The organism is Streptohalobacillus salinus (assembly GCF_003201605.1).
Taxonomy (GTDB): Bacteria; Bacillota; Bacilli; order Bacillales; family Amphibacillaceae; genus Streptohalobacillus; species Streptohalobacillus salinus.
On the sequence record NZ_QJJR01000016.1, the window covers coordinates 23,670 to 40,528 of the forward strand.

General features: G+C 40.5%; 14 protein-coding genes. 7 read left to right on the top strand and 7 right to left on the bottom strand.

The window, feature by feature from the left end; all coding sequences use genetic code 11:
- Window positions 1–119 precede the first annotated feature (119 nt).
- Both DES38_RS10675 and DES38_RS10680 read right to left on the bottom strand, forming a co-directional pair.
- Entirely contained in the window at window positions 120–1,820 is a 1,701-nt protein-coding gene (locus DES38_RS10675; protein ID WP_110252098.1) for a DUF2207 family protein, read from the bottom strand.
- Between the two features lie 5 nt (window positions 1,821–1,825).
- Complete coding sequence (locus tag DES38_RS10680; RefSeq protein ID WP_211305863.1) at window positions 1,826–2,383, bottom strand: LemA family protein; 558 nt, start codon at window positions 2,381–2,383, stop codon at window positions 1,826–1,828.
- 435 nt (window positions 2,384–2,818) lie between these two features.
- On the opposite strand from DES38_RS10680, the gene DES38_RS10685 reads away from it, so the two are divergent.
- Window positions 2,819–4,246: an MATE family efflux transporter gene (locus DES38_RS10685; protein ID WP_245882008.1), complete on the top strand. Its 1,428-nt coding sequence runs from the start codon at window positions 2,819–2,821 to the stop codon at window positions 4,244–4,246.
- 150 nt (window positions 4,247–4,396) lie between these two features.
- Here the strand turns inward: DES38_RS10685 and solA are convergent, their stop codons facing one another.
- The 3 genes from solA to DES38_RS10700 all read right to left on the bottom strand — a co-directional run bounded on the left by solA (window position 4,397) and on the right by DES38_RS10700 (window position 6,575).
- Window positions 4,397–5,539, bottom strand: a complete 1,143-nt coding sequence (solA, locus tag DES38_RS10690; protein WP_110252099.1) for an N-methyl-L-tryptophan oxidase — start codon at window positions 5,537–5,539, stop codon at window positions 4,397–4,399.
- 95 nt (window positions 5,540–5,634) lie between these two features.
- Window positions 5,635–6,087, bottom strand: coding sequence for an ASCH domain-containing protein (locus DES38_RS10695; protein ID WP_110252100.1), 453 nt, complete (start codon window positions 6,085–6,087; stop codon window positions 5,635–5,637).
- Window positions 6,088–6,122: 35 nt separating this feature from the next.
- Window positions 6,123–6,575 (bottom strand): MarR family winged helix-turn-helix transcriptional regulator, encoded by a 453-nt coding sequence (locus DES38_RS10700; protein WP_110252101.1) that lies wholly within the window; start codon window positions 6,573–6,575, stop codon window positions 6,123–6,125.
- Between the two features lie 106 nt (window positions 6,576–6,681).
- Here DES38_RS10700 and DES38_RS10705 point away from each other — a divergent pair, with 106 nt between their 5' ends.
- Window positions 6,682–7,104: an organic hydroperoxide resistance protein gene (locus DES38_RS10705; RefSeq protein WP_110252102.1), complete on the top strand. Its 423-nt coding sequence runs from the start codon at window positions 6,682–6,684 to the stop codon at window positions 7,102–7,104.
- A 309-nt stretch (window positions 7,105–7,413) separates the two neighbouring features.
- Here the strand turns inward: DES38_RS10705 and DES38_RS10710 are convergent, their stop codons facing one another.
- Window positions 7,414–8,313, bottom strand: coding sequence for a glycine betaine ABC transporter substrate-binding protein (locus tag DES38_RS10710; protein WP_110252103.1), 900 nt, complete (start codon window positions 8,311–8,313; stop codon window positions 7,414–7,416).
- A gap of 306 nt (window positions 8,314–8,619) precedes the next feature.
- On the opposite strand from DES38_RS10710, the gene DES38_RS10715 reads away from it, so the two are divergent.
- Window positions 8,620–9,477: an alpha/beta hydrolase gene (locus tag DES38_RS10715; protein WP_110252104.1), complete on the top strand. Its 858-nt coding sequence runs from the start codon at window positions 8,620–8,622 to the stop codon at window positions 9,475–9,477.
- A gap of 56 nt (window positions 9,478–9,533) precedes the next feature.
- Here DES38_RS10715 and DES38_RS10720 read toward each other — a convergent pair whose 3' ends face one another.
- Entirely contained in the window at window positions 9,534–10,721 is a 1,188-nt protein-coding gene (locus DES38_RS10720; protein ID WP_245882011.1) for an IS110 family RNA-guided transposase, read from the bottom strand.
- 478 nt (window positions 10,722–11,199) lie between these two features.
- On the opposite strand from DES38_RS10720, the gene DES38_RS10725 reads away from it, so the two are divergent.
- The 4 genes from DES38_RS10725 to DES38_RS10740 all read left to right on the top strand — a co-directional run bounded on the left by DES38_RS10725 (window position 11,200) and on the right by DES38_RS10740 (window position 16,755).
- A complete protein-coding gene (locus DES38_RS10725) occupies window positions 11,200–11,508 on the top strand; it encodes a hypothetical protein (RefSeq protein WP_110252106.1) in 309 nt (102 codons plus the stop codon).
- A gap of 800 nt (window positions 11,509–12,308) precedes the next feature.
- Window positions 12,309–13,031 carry a YebC/PmpR family DNA-binding transcriptional regulator gene (locus DES38_RS10730; RefSeq protein ID WP_110252107.1) on the top strand — a complete coding sequence of 241 codons (723 nt, stop codon included), beginning with the start codon at window positions 12,309–12,311 and terminating at the stop codon, window positions 13,029–13,031.
- Window positions 13,032–13,085: 54 nt separating this feature from the next.
- Complete coding sequence (locus tag DES38_RS10735; RefSeq protein ID WP_110252108.1) at window positions 13,086–14,897, top strand: M3 family oligoendopeptidase; 1,812 nt, start codon at window positions 13,086–13,088, stop codon at window positions 14,895–14,897.
- A 388-nt stretch (window positions 14,898–15,285) separates the two neighbouring features.
- Window positions 15,286–16,755: a methyl-accepting chemotaxis protein gene (locus tag DES38_RS10740; RefSeq protein WP_110252109.1), complete on the top strand. Its 1,470-nt coding sequence runs from the start codon at window positions 15,286–15,288 to the stop codon at window positions 16,753–16,755.
- The last annotated feature ends 104 nt before the right edge of the window (window positions 16,756–16,859 follow it).

Here is a 16,859-nt window from a genome sequence, read left to right on the forward strand (position 1 = left end):
GGATATACCCCTTCGATCCGCAATAAAAAGCGCACCTCCACTCAAGGGAGGTACGCTTTTTCATGATTTCCTATTTATTCAAGAGCTATTTTCATGGTTTCAGCCATGACAGTTGCACCCTAACGTGCACCGCCGCCACCGCCACCGAAAGAACCGCCACCGCCACCAAAGCTTGTTCCTCCACCGCCACCGCGACTGGCCGCTGACACGCCACTCGAATAACCACTATTCATACTCGAGATAAATAAGTGGGCGACATAAATATCAGTGAAGCTAATCTGACTTTGTTCGATAAACTCTGGATAAAAGGTCTCCAATTGCTTTGCTACTTCTTCAGTAATGCCGTAAAGACTAGCCCAGATCAACAAATCTTCCCACAGGCTTACTTCTTTAACGACCCGTTCATCAAGTAAAGAGAAATCTTTTAGGTAGTTTCTAAACTGAACGAGGTGATCAAATAATTTTTCCCCTTCTTCAGTTCCCTTTGTAACCATGGCTGTTAAACCACCCATAAACTTCACTTCTTGACGATAGAGATAACCTTCAGCAAAGAGATATTTTTTCGATGTTGTTTTCAAGTCACTCTTTAACGTTTCTAACGTTTTGTAATTTGTTTTTGACCATTTTTTAATTTCATCATCTTCAAGTACACCATCATCTCCAGCCGCTTCGACAACAACATTGAAAAATCTTCGCTCAAGCGCATCGACATCTTTGGCTAGTTTTGTTGTTGCTAAGACAAATTGATCATTGTCTCTTTTGAAGATTTTCCCTGTCGTTTCAGTTCGGTGTGTGATATGCCCTTCTTTAAGCCACTTCAATATATAGGCACTAAAGTAATCTTCAAAGCTACCCATATTTACTTCTTGAAGTAAGAAATGAACATTTTTCATCGGCCCCTTCGTATAAGGCACCTCACGATAATACGCACCTTCATTCATTTGCTCGCGGTTTTTTCCGACAACGAGCGGTTCTGCTTTTTTGACTGCACGACGACGAAGCACAACAACCATTACAATGAAAGCAACAATAAGTAAAGCCACGCTACCAAACACAATTGCTAGCACGATGTCAGTAGGGCTCATTCCTTGGCTACCACTGTTGTAACTGCTGTTTTCTTTCGCCTTTGCTTCTTGTTCACTAAGTGTTAGCTCTTGATTGCTTGTTGGTGAAAATAATGGTTCTGTAAATTGCATCAGTAGGGTAATATGGCCATTATCACGAATCGGTTCGTTTGACCAACCGACCAAATCACCGTCTTGCAAATAAACTTCACCCTCAAAGCCAAATCCCCATATTTTTGTGTTTTCAGCGGTAAAAGCAACCGGTCCCGAAACAACGATTGAGACTTTTTCTGGGTTAATGTTGCCGGACCCATTAAAAAAGCGCCAGTTCATCCCTTGACCGTCTTCCAGTTGGCGAACCATATCGGTTAACGTATAGGTGACGGTATAGAGATGCTGACCATACGCACCAATCCCCCAAACAAGTTCTTGCCCATTGTCCGTTTCAACTATGCCATACTTGCCTGCCTTTTGTTCACGACTCCAATCCAAATCCCAGTCCTCAACAAACGTGAGTGGTTCTCCCGCGTCACTGACCTGAAAGTCAGTGATACGCGCGCCTCCTAAGTTTTCCATCACAATATACATCTCTGTGCCTTCATCTAATGTCATGTCTCTTGTTTCAGTTACTGTCCCTGAACCGTCTGGATGAAGCTCAATTTCTAAATCCAACGTCTCCATCTCATTGGCGGAGACGACGGTCGCTAACCCGAAAAACAACGCTAGTGTTAACCATGCGACGACTATTTTTTTCATTGCTATCAACCCCAACTTGGCATTTCAGTTTTTTCTTGAGTGCCTTCAAAGTAATCACGCTTGGTAAAGTTGAACATACCAGCAATGATGTTTGAAGGTACCATTTGAATGATCCGGTTATACTTGGTCACGGTATCGTTATAAATCATCCGTGATTGACGCACTTGATTTTCATATTTGTCAATGTTTCTCAATGTGTCCTGATAGACCGTTGACGCTTTTAAGTCTGGATAGTTCTCTGCGACCGCAATTAAACGACCGAGGGCTTGGTTAAACAATTGATCATCCTGATTAACATCGGATACTTCTGCCCCTTTACCAATTTGCGAACGCTTTTCGGTGATGCCTTCTAGAACTTCCGCTTCGTGTTTTTCGTAGCGTTTTGTGCCATCAATCATGCTTTTTAGCGCATCCCAGCGCGATTCAATTTGTGTCGAGATTTGTCCCATTGCATTCTCAACCAACTCTCGCGTGCTCACTAACCGGTTATATGTAGAAATAACCCAGCCAATTAAAATAATGATGACTAAAACAACCACGCCTCCAATAATCCAACCTGTCATAAAAATGCCTCCTCTTTTTTACTTGTAAATGATGTGACTTAACCTCTTCATTATAGCAAATTTTCATCTTTGCCGTTGAAAAATCCTATCTCCTCATCCCTTGCTTATCAACCATGAACAGCCCCGCTAACCAGTGCCTTTAATATAGTGCTAATTAGTGCTTGCCATCCGTCACGTAGCACTGCTTTAGTACCTCTTTAAGTCATGGGTTGAGTGAATCGCGCCAGTTCTTTCGTTTATTCGTAACTTTAATTCTAGCTGTATCTACTTTAAAAATTTAATTAAAAAACTTAACCTTACACCTTGCATTTTGTTGAAATAAGACTATACTATTCAAAGACTATAAAATATATAGCGTTTTCTTCTAAGAAATACGACAAAAAAACACCGTTGGTGGTCAACTTATAATTTAAGCGATAGAAAGGTTAGTGATGGATGATGGGTAGAGATATGACATCAGGACATCCACTGAAACTAATCATCTTCTTTTCCTTACCGATGCTTTTAGGTAACGTCTTTCAACAGTTTTACTCGATGGCGGATACATTTATTGTATCACAAACACTAGGAATGGATGCATTAGCAGCAGTTGGATCGGTAGGTAGTATATTATTCTTAATTTTAGGGTTAGCGATTGGGTTAACAGCCGGACTTGCGGTCCTCACCGCGCAACGTTTCGGTAAAAAAGATGAAGCAGCCTTGCGACGTAGTTTAGGCGTGAGTTTAATCATTGTGGTCGTTGTTAGTATTATCTTAACGATTGTTGCCACCCTTAACACGCGGAACATTTTAGAGTTAATGCAGACACCGCCAGAGATTATTGACCAAGCTTATGATTATTTATTTATTATCTTTCTAGGGATTGGCGCACCGGTCATTTTTAATTTTTTATCAAATATTTTACGTGCCATTGGCGATTCTCGAACACCTTTACTCTTTCTGATTGTGACCTCGCTGTTAAATGTCATTCTTGATTATATATTTATTCTTGGCTTTGATATGAATGTCGCAGGAGCTGGGTATGCGACGGTTATTTCACAATTGATCGCATCGATTCTTTGTCTGATTTACATTAAAAAACGTGTCCGTATCCTTCGTGTCAAAAAGCAGGACTGGACCACAGATAAAACGGAATATAAAGAACATTTACGGATTGGTTTGCCCTATGGGTTCCAGTATTCCATCATTGCCATTGGGGCGATTGCCATTCAAATTACCTTAAATCAATTAGGTGCAACATCCGTGGCCGCCTATACCGCGTCCTCAAAAATTGAACAATTGCTCACGATGCCGCTCAATACGATGGGAATTGCGATGTCCACCTATGTTGCTCAGAACTTCGGGGCTGGTGAATTTGACCGGATTAAACAAGGAATTAAAAGCGGCATGGCTGTTGCGCTAGGCTATGCTATCTTTATCGGCGTACTTGGCCTTCTTTTTGGTCGCTTTCTCGCAGGATTCTTTGTGGAAGCAGGCAACACAAGCGTGCTCGATTTATCCGAACAATTCTTTAACATCCAGTCGCCGTTTTTTATGTTGTTAGCACTGGTGTTAGTCTTGCGCCCTGCGATTCAAGGGCTTGGCAATAGTTTCGTTCCGACCATTGCTGGTGTGTTAGAATTGTCTGCGCGTGTTATTGGCGCGCTCATTCTAAGTGAATTCTTCGGCTTTAGCGGCGCTGTTATGTCAAACCCACTAGCGTGGGTAAGTGCGGCAATACCGCTCATTATTTCTGTTTATTTCACCCAGAAAATATTGTTACATCAAGCGCCAACAAAATTAGACTTCGCTTTATCGCTTGGTTCTAAACATGTATACCGGCAAGCACAACTGATGAAAAACACTAACGAGGAACAGGCATAACTTTATACACATGTCTAAGTCGCTGAAACACTCACTACTTAGATCCTCTCTTGAAACAAGCGGCACCCAAGTGATTCCCTTCACTTGGGTGCCGCTTATTTAGGCTGTCTCGTTTTTTAACTGTTGCGCCACACTTATTATCGTCCTTACTTATGCTTGATTGAATCGTGCCAGTGAAAATAACGACAAATCAAAATCACTGGTGCCTTCTAAAGCGAGTTGACTTAGTACCTCGCCCATCACACTACTGAATTTAAAGCCATGACCGGAAAAGCCAGCTGCCAGTATGACACGATTGAGTGTCGGGTGCTGGTCAATAATGAAATGACTATCGGGTGAATTGGTATATAAGCATGTCTTTCCTTCTTTTAGTTCGCCGTTTGCCTCTGGTAAATAACGCGTCAAGAAGAACCTTAAATCTGCTTCATCTGATCCATACGCACCAAAGTTCTGTTTATGTTGATCAGGATCAATCGATTGCCCCACTTCAGCGCGCCCAATTTTCAAGCCTTGTCCTGCCTGCTCAGGAAACCCGTAACACATCCGGTCTCCTTCTTCAATATAAAAGGCCGGGAAATTAGCGAGATCATAGATTGCCGGCGCTTCAAACCAGCCAAACGCTTTACGGGTGGGTTGCAATGGCAACTGCAGCTCTTTTAACAGCTTTCCAACCCAGGCACCGGCCGTAACAATCACCTTATGTGCAAAATAGACCTGATCCTCGGTCTCAATTTTGATTGTCTGTTCATCTTGTTCACGGATGTCCGTGACAGGTGTGTTCGTGATTAAATGGGCACCGTGTTTAACCGCCAATTCGCGATAGGCCAGTATGGCCTCCTCACTATAAATAATACCCGCATCTTCTTCAAAACAGCCGATAAAATGCTCTGGCACAGAAAAACCCGGCCATCTTTGTTGCACCGCTTGACTCGTTAAAACCTCAAGGGGTAACTGGTGCGTTTCAGCACTAGCGATGGTCTCTTTTAAAAAAGGAGAGGATTTATCACCTAATCCTAACACACCCGTTTTCTCAAAAATCTTCGCAGCGCTTTGTTGGTCCAACTCTTCCCATAATTGTTGCGCACGTTTAACTAATGCAACGTATTCTCTTCCTTCACCATAGGCATGACGCATCATTCGTGTACTCCCGTGATGACTTCCATGATGATGGGGCGGATCAAACGCATCGATGAGTAGGGTATTTACGCCCTGTCCAGCTAAACAGGCACCTGTCGCCATCCCCATCGTCCCTGCACCAATTACCGCAACATCATAAACCGCTTCCTGTTTCATTTATTGTTCGCCTCCTTCATTTCTCATTAAACCTTCACACCCTCCGTTCATCTGAAAGCGCATTGTCTCCCCTTACTTATCGTTAGTGGAAGCTTCTAAAAGACACGCACAAAACGCTCACAAACCACGGGCATATCTTCGTTAAACGCTAGCCCTACTTCCGCCAATTCACGACGAAAGAAGTCTTCATGGACCTCGCGCCAGAAGGCAAGACTTCTATCCCCTTCGCCTTCTAAAAACGCGTGGGCTGCAGTTACTTCACGAAATGGAACCACTTCAACTGACGTGGTTTCGACGATGGCTACCGCCATGCCTTTGCCATCTAAAATAATATTATATTGCCCTACTTCAGGAAGCGGCTCCTCCTCGTGTTGATAAAGCAGTTGATTCGATGCCGTTGCTGTTTTTATCCCTTTCACTACCAGCTCCGCAAGTTGATCGGCCATTTGTTCAGAATCACCAAATGCCCATGCTTGATAGTCTCCGTCAACACCTGGATGCTCAGCCTTAAAGGTATTCCATAACAATACGATTGATTGTTTATTCATGATTATTCGCTCCATTCACTTCATGCTTTTGATTATTAGTCATCCATTTGTATTAACATTTTATTTAAAATGGTTTTAAGTTGACTGACCTCTTCTGCTGAAAGATTCGTACCCTCCACAAACTTTAAGGGAATGTCTTCAGCTAATGCTTCCATTTCCTCACCGTGTTTAGTTAAAGATACATTGACGACCCGTTCGTCTTCTTTGGAACGCTGACGCCTAACCAAGTTATGGTCTTCCATCCGTTTAATCATTGGCGTTAATGTCCCTGAATCTAAATACAACCGTTTCCCTAACGCTTTCACAGATATTGCCTTCACTTCCCAGAGGACGAGTAAAACTAAATACTGCGGGTAGGTTAACTTTAACTTGTCTAACAACGGACGGTATCGTTTCGTCATCTCTCGCGTTGTTGCGTACAAAGGAAAACAAACTTGATTGTCCAACTTCAGTTGTTCTTTTGTCACCTCAATCACCCCTCTATTCATTAACGTTAGTTTACCACATAAGCATGCGTATTTGCATTTTTCAATTTAATTGTGTACAATTAAATTGTTCAAAACTATAATACGAAACGAAAAGGAGATGCATGCAATGGGGTTAGCCCTTTATACCGCAAAATCAACGGCATCAGGTGGACGACAAGGAACCACAAAAACGGCAGATGGGTCAATGGAACTTTCACTATCGCTTCCGAAAGGACTTGGAGGTTCCGAACAAGCGGGCACAACCAATCCCGAACAACTCTTCTCACTCGGTTACGCTGCTTGTTTTGATAGTGCCTTACAGTTAGTCGCAGGCAAAGAAAAGAAAAAAATCACTTCCTCAGTTACCGCTGAAGTCAGCATTGAAAAACAATTAAAAGGTTTTGGTTTAAGCGTAAAGTTAATCGCTGAAATGGAAGGTGTTACACAGACGGAAGCAGAAGATTTAATGCATAAAGCACACGCGGTTTGTCCTTACTCACGTGCAATTGAAGGCAATGTAACGGTGAAGAAAAAAGCGATTGCGAAGTAAGAAGATCTTTTTGACTTCAAAATCTCTGTCAAAATTACGACATCAATTATTGAAAAAGGTTGCAGCGGCGCAATGGTATAGACTGATACGATTGATAAAGCAAGCGAGAAAATATACCCTTTCTGTTGGTGCAACCTTATTGATGAGTGTTAGTCCTTCTTGTTCTTCTGTTTTCAAAGTGCAGTTCAGATATTAGACAACATCGCAGACATATCGTTTAGGATTACTGTCCCTATACAGACGACTTACTTAACGGCACAAAAAAAGAGAAGCGCAATAATCCTTCTCCTTTTTTATGCTGCACAAGCTTTATTCATTTGGATTTGCTTCAAAATCTTCAAGTGAATCAACTTCCATATAGGTTGGAACAGCTAACCCAATCCTAGATCCTTCATATACAATACCAAAGTCTAAAAACTCACCCTCATACCTATCATAAAGTTCACCGTGTGTACTCGGTAACCAAGGTGAGGTTGTTACATCGCCACTGCCAGAAGCAATAGCCTCAAACAAAATCGACGGATCAACAGAAGTAACTGTTACGTCAAACCCGTGCTCTGTAAGGATTTCAGACGTAACATATGAAATGAATAATTCTGAGTTCCATTGTGTCGTTAAAATTTCAATAGATTTTCCATCGACGGGATCTAAACCTTCCGTGTATACATCAATAAAATCCCGATTCCCTTCTACCCAACGATTTGCTAGTTCTTCCATATCAAGTTCTTCTTCTTGCGCTAAAAGTAATGCATCTTCAATCACACCGACTTCCATCTCAAAACGATCAAGAATCTCGTAAGCAATCGGGAAATCTTCTTCAAAGCCAAGACGCGCGATTTTTGCAGCGTACTGACCTTCGCCAAAAATTCCTTCTGGGTCTTCTAGAAACTTTAAATCATATTTAGCAAACATATAGTGTGGTGACCACGCTGTGAAAATAATAGGTTCTTCGTTTTGAATCGCATTATCAAGCTCGGTCAACATAGCTCCTGTTGAAGAGGTTTGTTGACTCCAACCCGTAAAACTATCGTAGTCTTCAATCACTTGCTCGTTGAGTTCAGTCTGACCAGCCCCTGGCTCTATTCCTGTAATTGTGTAGTCCATTTGGGCACTTTCACTTTCACTTTCTTCACTTTCTTCTCCGCAAGCTGTGATGAGAACGAGCGTGAAAATCGTTAATGCTAACAATATTTTTTTCCAGTTTAACATTGTATTTCCCCCTGTTTTTCTCTGTTTTAAAAACTTAACGCATATTTATACATAAGTATATCGTTAATCGGGTATCCCATTCAAATATGATATTTTGAGTTAATCCCTCATTGCCTTTAGCTTTTTATCCTCTCGTCTGTTTGACTACTCTTTTTTATTCACTTTCGTCATATTGCTTCTAAATACTGCTTTATTCATCTTTAACAACGAAACCCCAACTAATTCCCAGGTCGAATAGTCACTATCACTTAGCTAAATGCGGTATACTAAAGACAGGTAATCAATCACGAGAAATGAGGGTCTAAAATGAAAAAAAAAACAAAGATTGGCTTAATTGGTGCGCTTGGAGCGACAACTAGTGCCTTATTATATAGTTCGGTCTATTTTTATAAACAAGCCGTTAAGAAAACGGAACAACCTGTTGAATATGACTATGATCCAATTAAAGTTGTTGCTAATGATCCGTGGGAAAAAGAAAAACTATGGTATCAAACGACCCCTCGAAAAATCCTCATGATTCAATCATCAGACGCATTAAATTTATCTGCTCTCTTCATTGAACACACAACCCCTACAAAAAAGGTTGCAATTCTCGCACATGGCTATAGCGGAAACAACCGCGAAATGGCACCATTCGCAAGTCTCTTTCATGAATTAGGTTTTCACATTTTATTACCAGATGCCCGTGGTCATGGTGAGAGTGATGGAAATTATATCGGTTTTGGATGGCCAGAACGAAAAGATTATTTAATTTGGATCAGAAAAATGATTGAACGTTTTGGCACGGATTGTGAAATCGTTTTATACGGCATTAGCATGGGCGGTGCCACGGTATTAAATGTGAGCGGCGAAGGCTTACCTGATAACGTGAAGGCCGTCGTTGAAGACTGTGGTTACAGTTCGGTCGCAAAAGAATTGGCCTATCAGATAAAAGCGATGTATAAGCTACCTGCTTATCCGTTCATTCCGCTCACTAGCTTATTAACCAAATTAAAAGTTGGTTACTCCTTTGAAGAAGCGGCACCTGAAGAACAAGTTAAAAAAAGCACGACGCCAACGTTATTTCCTACGTGTAGTCAAGTGATATTTATAAAAAATAACCAGTATTTAATTATTATTCGTCTGAGATTTGAGAAGATTATGGTTTATAAGCATTCCAAATAAACCTAGTTATTCACTTTTAAAAAAACAACTAGGTGTGTATAATAAAAATAGATTGATTAGCTGTGTGGGGACAAAGCATAATCATATAGTTCATTTTTATTGATTAAAAAATGAACTACTTTTAACAGCTTGTTTATACAAGCAATCATGGCAACTTTATCTCGTTTATGATAAGGTTGCTTTCTTAGTTTATAATAATAATCCACTATATGATTGGGTGATGATTTTTGAGTTCGTAACATATTACGAACAATAAAAAACAGAATCATCCTAGCTCTCGCATTTCCACGTTTGTTGATCCTCTCTTTTTTCGTTATGGTACCTGATTGATGGGTTCTTATATCAATACCCACAAAAGCATTTATTTTATTTGATGTTGAAAAACGTCTAATATCTCCCAACTCTGAGATGAGTAAAGCTGCAGATAAAGGCCCTATTCCTGGTATACTTACTAGAATGTGAAACTCAGATAACTCTTCAGTTAATTTAATCATTTTAGCAGATAGTGTTTCTTTCATTTTCAGAAGTTCGCGTATTCTTTTTATTCGAAACTGTACCTTCGTAACAGCAAAATGATCTTTATTTACTGAAGGATATGACTCTTCGGCCATCTTAATTAATTCTTCAGCCTTACGCTTCGCTTCTTCTTGAGAAATTTTCTTCATTGTACCAGCAAGTATATGATTTTTAATTTTTGTTTTACTTATTTCTAATACATAAGCTGGATGTGCGAATTTCTCAATTACATTTAAGGTAAATTGAGATAAATTTTCAGAATATAATTTTTCAGCTTCTGGAAAAACCTTCTGTAGACCCGCATGTAAATAATTTTTTTCTTTCATTAAAGTCTCATGTACTTCGTTATATAAAGAAGATACTTCATGTAATTCCGTATATACAGAAGTCTGAGGTTGTGTTAACTCTCTATCAAAACGATAATGTGATTGAGCCAACTTATGAGCGTCTACTTTATCAGTCTTATTTCCGCGTAACACGTCTGTTTGCATTTTTGCTAAAAGTGGATTTAATTTACTAAAAGCAATACCTTCAGATATAAGAAAAGTCTCAATTTGACAAGAATAAACACCTGTTGCTTCAAAGACAACCTTTGTATCAAAATCACGTAGCTTTTCTCTTAATTGATGAAAACCACTCTGATTGTGTTTTAATTCCCATTCATCTACACATTCTCCTTGATCATAAATAACAACGTAACTTTTTCCCTTACTGATATCAAGTGCCATAACACGCAATATATTCCCCTCCCTTTTATTGATTTGAAGCGATTTACTATGCCTTAACACTTCCAATTTCCTATACACGGTCTCAAGGACCAACATACTACAAACTGATTCAATTAAGGATAGTGAAGGGGCCAGTTTATTGTACAGACTCTATGGTCTTATAACGTTGACGGCCTCTTCTTCACTTTCTACTATAAAAAAAATAGTAGTGTAAATCCACCGTCGTGGATATTACACTACTAATCTTAGTATGTTTATTCATGGCGACAGTGATCACTTCGTTCCCACGCAGATGGCCTACGAGCTATTTCACGCCATGCCGGGACCCAAGGAGTTATACATCGTCCCTGGGGCCAAGCATGCTTATAGCTATGTCACAAATAAAGCCGAATACCGCTTCAGGGTTCAACGTTTCTTAGATAACTATTTAAGCAGCACGATTTCATTTTAACCATTTACTTAAAGAAGGAAGTGTCCTATGTTCTTACAAATTTTCATTGCTGTTTTTCTTATTGTTTATGCATTAAGTCACGCACGAGCATCTCAGCTTTTCTTAGGTAAAAAAGCAAAACAGTTACCAGATGCGCGTCGTACTCGTTACCAAAAAGGCTTGTTCTTGCCCTTTTTCAGTTTAGGTTCCCTGTTTCTCATCTTCACCTTTGCGACGGAATACGGTTGGCTCAGCGCCAATTCTTTTTTCATCCTTTACTTAGTTGTCGTCTTACCGTTAATTTTTTATATTTTCCGCTACAATAAAAAGCATTTAGGAACATTTTTCGAACGATAATGGCAACACTTATCGCGTACTTTGCTCCCCAACTATAATAGGGGCAATTGGTGGCGCTGTCATTACTTGGTATACCGCAATAGAGTGTCTGGCAGCTGCTGGCACCGCAGGTGTAGCAGCTATAACAATATATAGTAGTAAATCTGCAAAATCATAGATGAAAGAAGCCTATTATCAGTTAGGCAGCATCTAAATAAGATGGGAGGTATTTAAATTGGATTTAATACTATCCATAAAGCAAGTCTAATTATTGTTGTGTTGTTGCAACAGCTAATTGAAAACTCGAAGTTAATAAGGAGTCAAAGATTTGGGTATTACGTTTTAATTTTCATTAGCATTATACTTATAGTTATTCAATCAATGTAAATGAACGATATAGGAGAAGTAATTGACTTCATAAACAATTACTTCCCCCCTTTTTAGTAACTTTCTTTTACATTGACCTTTAGAACCTGGATGCCCGATAATTTATAACGAAGGAATCGGGATATCCAGGCTATCGTGCGTTTCTGTGACATCTTGAAAAACGTTTGACTTGATGATGTTGTTTCGCCTTTTGGGCAAAGTTTTGCCCCACACTCATGGTCTCTTTTTTTAGGAATGGATGCGCGGAGAACTGAGCTGGTTAATGCAAAGGGAGAGCCAAATCCTCTGATTGAAAAGGGAGTTAATGATTGATAAATATCATTAATTTATACTTAGACTTATTCATACAAATCCACACGTTGATTTCAATTAGTGTATAATAAGAGAGCAATTAAATAAAAGACGACGACATAGAAGAAAGTGAGCGTGACCTAATGGGACGTAAATGGAACAACATTAAAGAAAAAAAGGCTAGCAAAGATAAAAGTACGAGTCGTATTTATGCGAAGTTCGGGCGTGAGATCTATGTAGCAGCTAAGCAAGGGGAACCGAACCCTGACTCCAATCAAGCATTAAAATTTGTTTTAGAACGTGCAAAAACTTACAGCGTACCTAAACACATCATTGACCGCGCGATCGAAAAAGCGAAAGGCGGCGGTGAAGAGAACTTTGATGAACTTCGCTATGAAGGGTTTGGACCGAGTGGCTCAATGGTCATTGTCGATACCTTAACCAATAACGTTAACCGCACCGCTGCTGATGTGCGCATGACTTATGGTAAAAATGGTGGCAACATGGGGACGACCGGTTCTTGCAGCTATATGTTTGATTATACGGCTGTCCTTGGCGTCGAAGATAAAACAGTGGATGAAATCATTGAACTGATGATGGAAGAAGAATTAGACGTGCGTGATGTGGTTGATGAAGATGGTGCAGTCATTATTTATGCTGAACCTGATCAATTCCATGCCGTTCAAGAAGCATTAAAAACGATCGGTGTTGAAACATTCACCGTAACTGAACTAGCGATGTTGCCGCAAAATGAAGTGACCCTTACCGGGGACGATCTTGAACAATTTGAAAAGCTGATTGATGCACTCGACGAATTAGAAGATGTACAGAACGTCTATCATAATGTAGATTTAGGCGACGCGTAAGGGAAATCCTTACTGTCGTCTTTTTCTTTGCGAATAAGAAAGGACAGGATAACTATGACCACCCATTACCCAGACAGATGGAACCTTGATGAGATTTTTCTAGGCGGAACGAGCTCCGCCGCGCTTCAAGAAAAAATAATGGCAACCAAAGAAGCACTCGACCAATTTCAACAGAAACTGGAGACCACCTCAACTGATGTCTTAACAGCTTCGAAAATAAAGGCACTGATTGACGAGGAGGCTACGCTTGAAAAAGCGTTAACACAAGCGTCTGTATTCGTCCAGATGTGCCACGACGCTAATACATCCGACCCGCACGCAACCGTCGTTAAAGGTCAAGTGATGACGTTGTATGCCCAACTTCAAAAACAAGATAATTTGGTGACGAAGCAATTGGTAGCCCTAACAGAAGCAGAATGGGACTCTCTTATCAAAGATCCCATCCTTAAACCAATCGCTTTTCGTTTAAATGAGCGTAGACAGATCGGACGGCGTTTACTATCTGACAAAGAAGAAGCGTTAATTGCCGATTTAAATAATGATGGTCTAAGCGGTTGGAGCAGTGTCTATGACACGATTGTCTCGACGATGACCATTCCTTTTACAGGGCCTGACGGAGAGACGACGGCACTCTCAGTTGGCCAAGCGATGAACCGCATGCATGCCGACGCTGATCCTAACGTAAGGCAACAACTCTTCAACAATTGGGAAGACGCATGGACCAAACAAGCACCCATTCTAACTGATGTGTTAAACCACTTAGATGGCTACCGGATTACCTTGCAGGCACGCCACGCGTATAACGATCATTTAGAAGAACCGCTCGAATATAACCGAATGTCCGCTGCGACATTAGCGGCGATGTGGAAAGCGGTCGATCAAGCAAAACAACCATTTGTTGACTTCTTAATGAAAAAAGCGGAGCTACTCGGTAAAGAGCAATTAGGCTGGGAAGATGTCGACGCGCCGCTCACCCTTTCAAAAGCAAAGGCAACGACGTTTAGCTTTGACGAGGCGTGCGCCTTTATTTTAAAACACTTTGAAAACTTCGGACCTAAATTAACCGGTTTTACAAAACACGCCCTTGAAGCAGGCTGGGTCGAGGCTGAAGACCGTGACCAAAAACGACCCGGCGGCTATTGCACGAGCTTACCTGAAGATGATCAATCCCGGATCTTCATGACCTTTACCGGTTCAACGTCGGACACAAGTACGCTTGCACACGAACTCGGTCACGCTTTTCACAGTCATGTGCTTACCGATCAACCTTACCCTAACCAGCAATATGCGATGAATGTGGCTGAAACGGCGAGTACGTTCGCAGAGATGATCATTGCTGATGCAACCGTTAAAGCAGCGACTTCCGATCAAGAGAAATTGATGTTATTAAACACAAAACTTGAAGGCGCTGTGGCAATGTTTATGAATATCCATGCCCGCTTCTTGTTTGAAGATCAATTCTATCAAGCACGGCAAAAAGGTGTTGTAGCCGAAGAGACATTGAACCAAATGATGGAAGCTGCCCAAAAACAAGCCTTTGGTGATGCACTTAGCCATTATCACCCGCATTTCTGGGCAAGTAAATTACACTTCTTTATCGACGATGTGCCTTTTTACAACTTCCCCTATACTTTCGGCTTCTTATTTAGTCTCGGTATTTACAGCAAGTATGCTGAGCAACCAGATGGGTTTGAAGACACCTATATTGCTTTACTGAAAGACACAGGGGCGATGACGGTTGAAGACTTAGCGAAGAAACACCTAGATGTTGATTTAACGGATGTCAACTTTTGGGCAAACGGGATACAACTCATGGTCAATGATGTTAAACAATTTATTACGCTGGCGAATCAATTAAAAAAATAGACGCTACCGGCGACTAAGCTTACAAAACTAAAGAACACCTGCCCCTTGATGGACGTTTATCACAGGGGTAGGTGTTCTTTAATGACTTAAACAAGCGTGATTCATCGATAAAAGAACAAAGACCCTTGTCGTCAACACCTTAAATGCAGCAAAATATTGCACTGCGATTACAATCGTTAGATCAAAAAATCCTCATTCATTTTGTGAGTTTTATTAGGTTCATAAACTGCATGTATTGGTTTTAAATGACGCATCATCACTTACCGAAAAATGCTACAACAAACCTTTACATTTGCGAAATACTTGCCGATACTATAGGTGGTATTAGTTTTTAAACTAAATACTTTACTATCTATTACTGAAATGATTAAAACGGAGGAAACATTTTATGCATGCCATTCAAGAAATGAAGTTAAATGATTTAAAAACAAAGAATAAGTTAGCGCTCGTTGCTTTCTTAATCTCATTGGTCAGTGGTTTCGCTTTAGCTTTTTTAGCGGGTGAAACATTTAAAGCGTTATTTTATGGTTCGGAAATTGTTGTATTACTCGTTTTATATTTTGTTTTTAAACACGCCTTCAAAAAAGATCATCTTTACCCTTACATCTTGATCGTAGCTGGTTATTTGTATACGATTACTGGTATCTTTTTATTTGAAAGCACACTTTCTATTACTTTAATCTTTTTCTTCTTGCTCTTTTTAGCAACCATCTTTTTAATGAAATCTTTATTTGTCTTTGCGCTAATTGGTGGCGTGACCGGGATTTACTTAAATGCTAGTTATGCGGATGCCTCATTAGCCCTCTTAACTGACAATTTAACCTTAGCGCTCGCGACCTATTTATTGTCGGGTATGCTTGCGTTTATCTTGATTTACTTAAATAATAAACAACAGCAAACTGTCGAGGCCTTACTGTTACGGACTGAAGAAGACGCAGCAGAAAAAGCAGCGTCGCGTAACCAATTAGAACAACAAGTTGAAATGATTGTCGGGCATCTAACATCGATGAACACTAACATTCAAGCGAATCTCACCTCACAAGAGGAAATCGCAATTGCCATTAATGAAGTCGCAACAGGCAGTACTGACCAAAGCGAAAAAATCATCGACATTAGTGACTTCGCAAAAGAGACACTCGATGAATCACAACAAATGTTAAAAGAAACAGGTGTTTTAAAAGACAACTTAGCACAGTCAACGAACACGGCCAGTGAAGGCAATCAATTGCTGCAAGCACTCGTTGCCAACACAAAACAATTACTGGTTGATTTTAAAACAATGCACACGGCCTTTAACGAACTGTCTGTTAAAATCGAAGAAACAAATACCTTCTCAGAAAGTATCATTCAGGTCAGTGAACAAACCAACTTACTCGCTTTAAACGCATCGATTGAAGCAGCACGCGCCGGCGAAGCAGGTAAAGGCTTTGCGGTTGTAGCTGATGAGATCAGAAAGTTAGCGGAGAGCACCAATGGTGCTGCCGAAAAAATCACAACCAACCTCAATGACGTGAATACAACGCATCACTTTACTTTAGAACAAATGCAGCATAATTTAACAATGAGTGAAGAAAACCTTACCCGTGCCAATGCTGTCGACCAAGCCTTTGGTTCACTTGCTAACTACTTAGACAGTTTAAACACACAGTTTGCGCAATTTGAGTCAATGGCGCATCAAGTTGAAAACAACACCAACCAAGTTAGTTTCCAAACCAATGAATTGGCCGCGATTATTGAACAATCTTCAGCAAGTCTAGAAGAAATGAGTGCGACAATTGAAACATTGAATAAGCAAAACACAACCCTAGCAAATGAAATGGCTGAGACTGAAGCGACGGCTAAGCAACTCGTTGACTAAAAGCAATACCCTTCGTCAAGCTGGCTCGCGATAAACATCAGCCAAGTCCGGTAGAAAAAGCACCCCATCCATGTTTAAGTGGATGGGGTGCTTTTCACTTTATC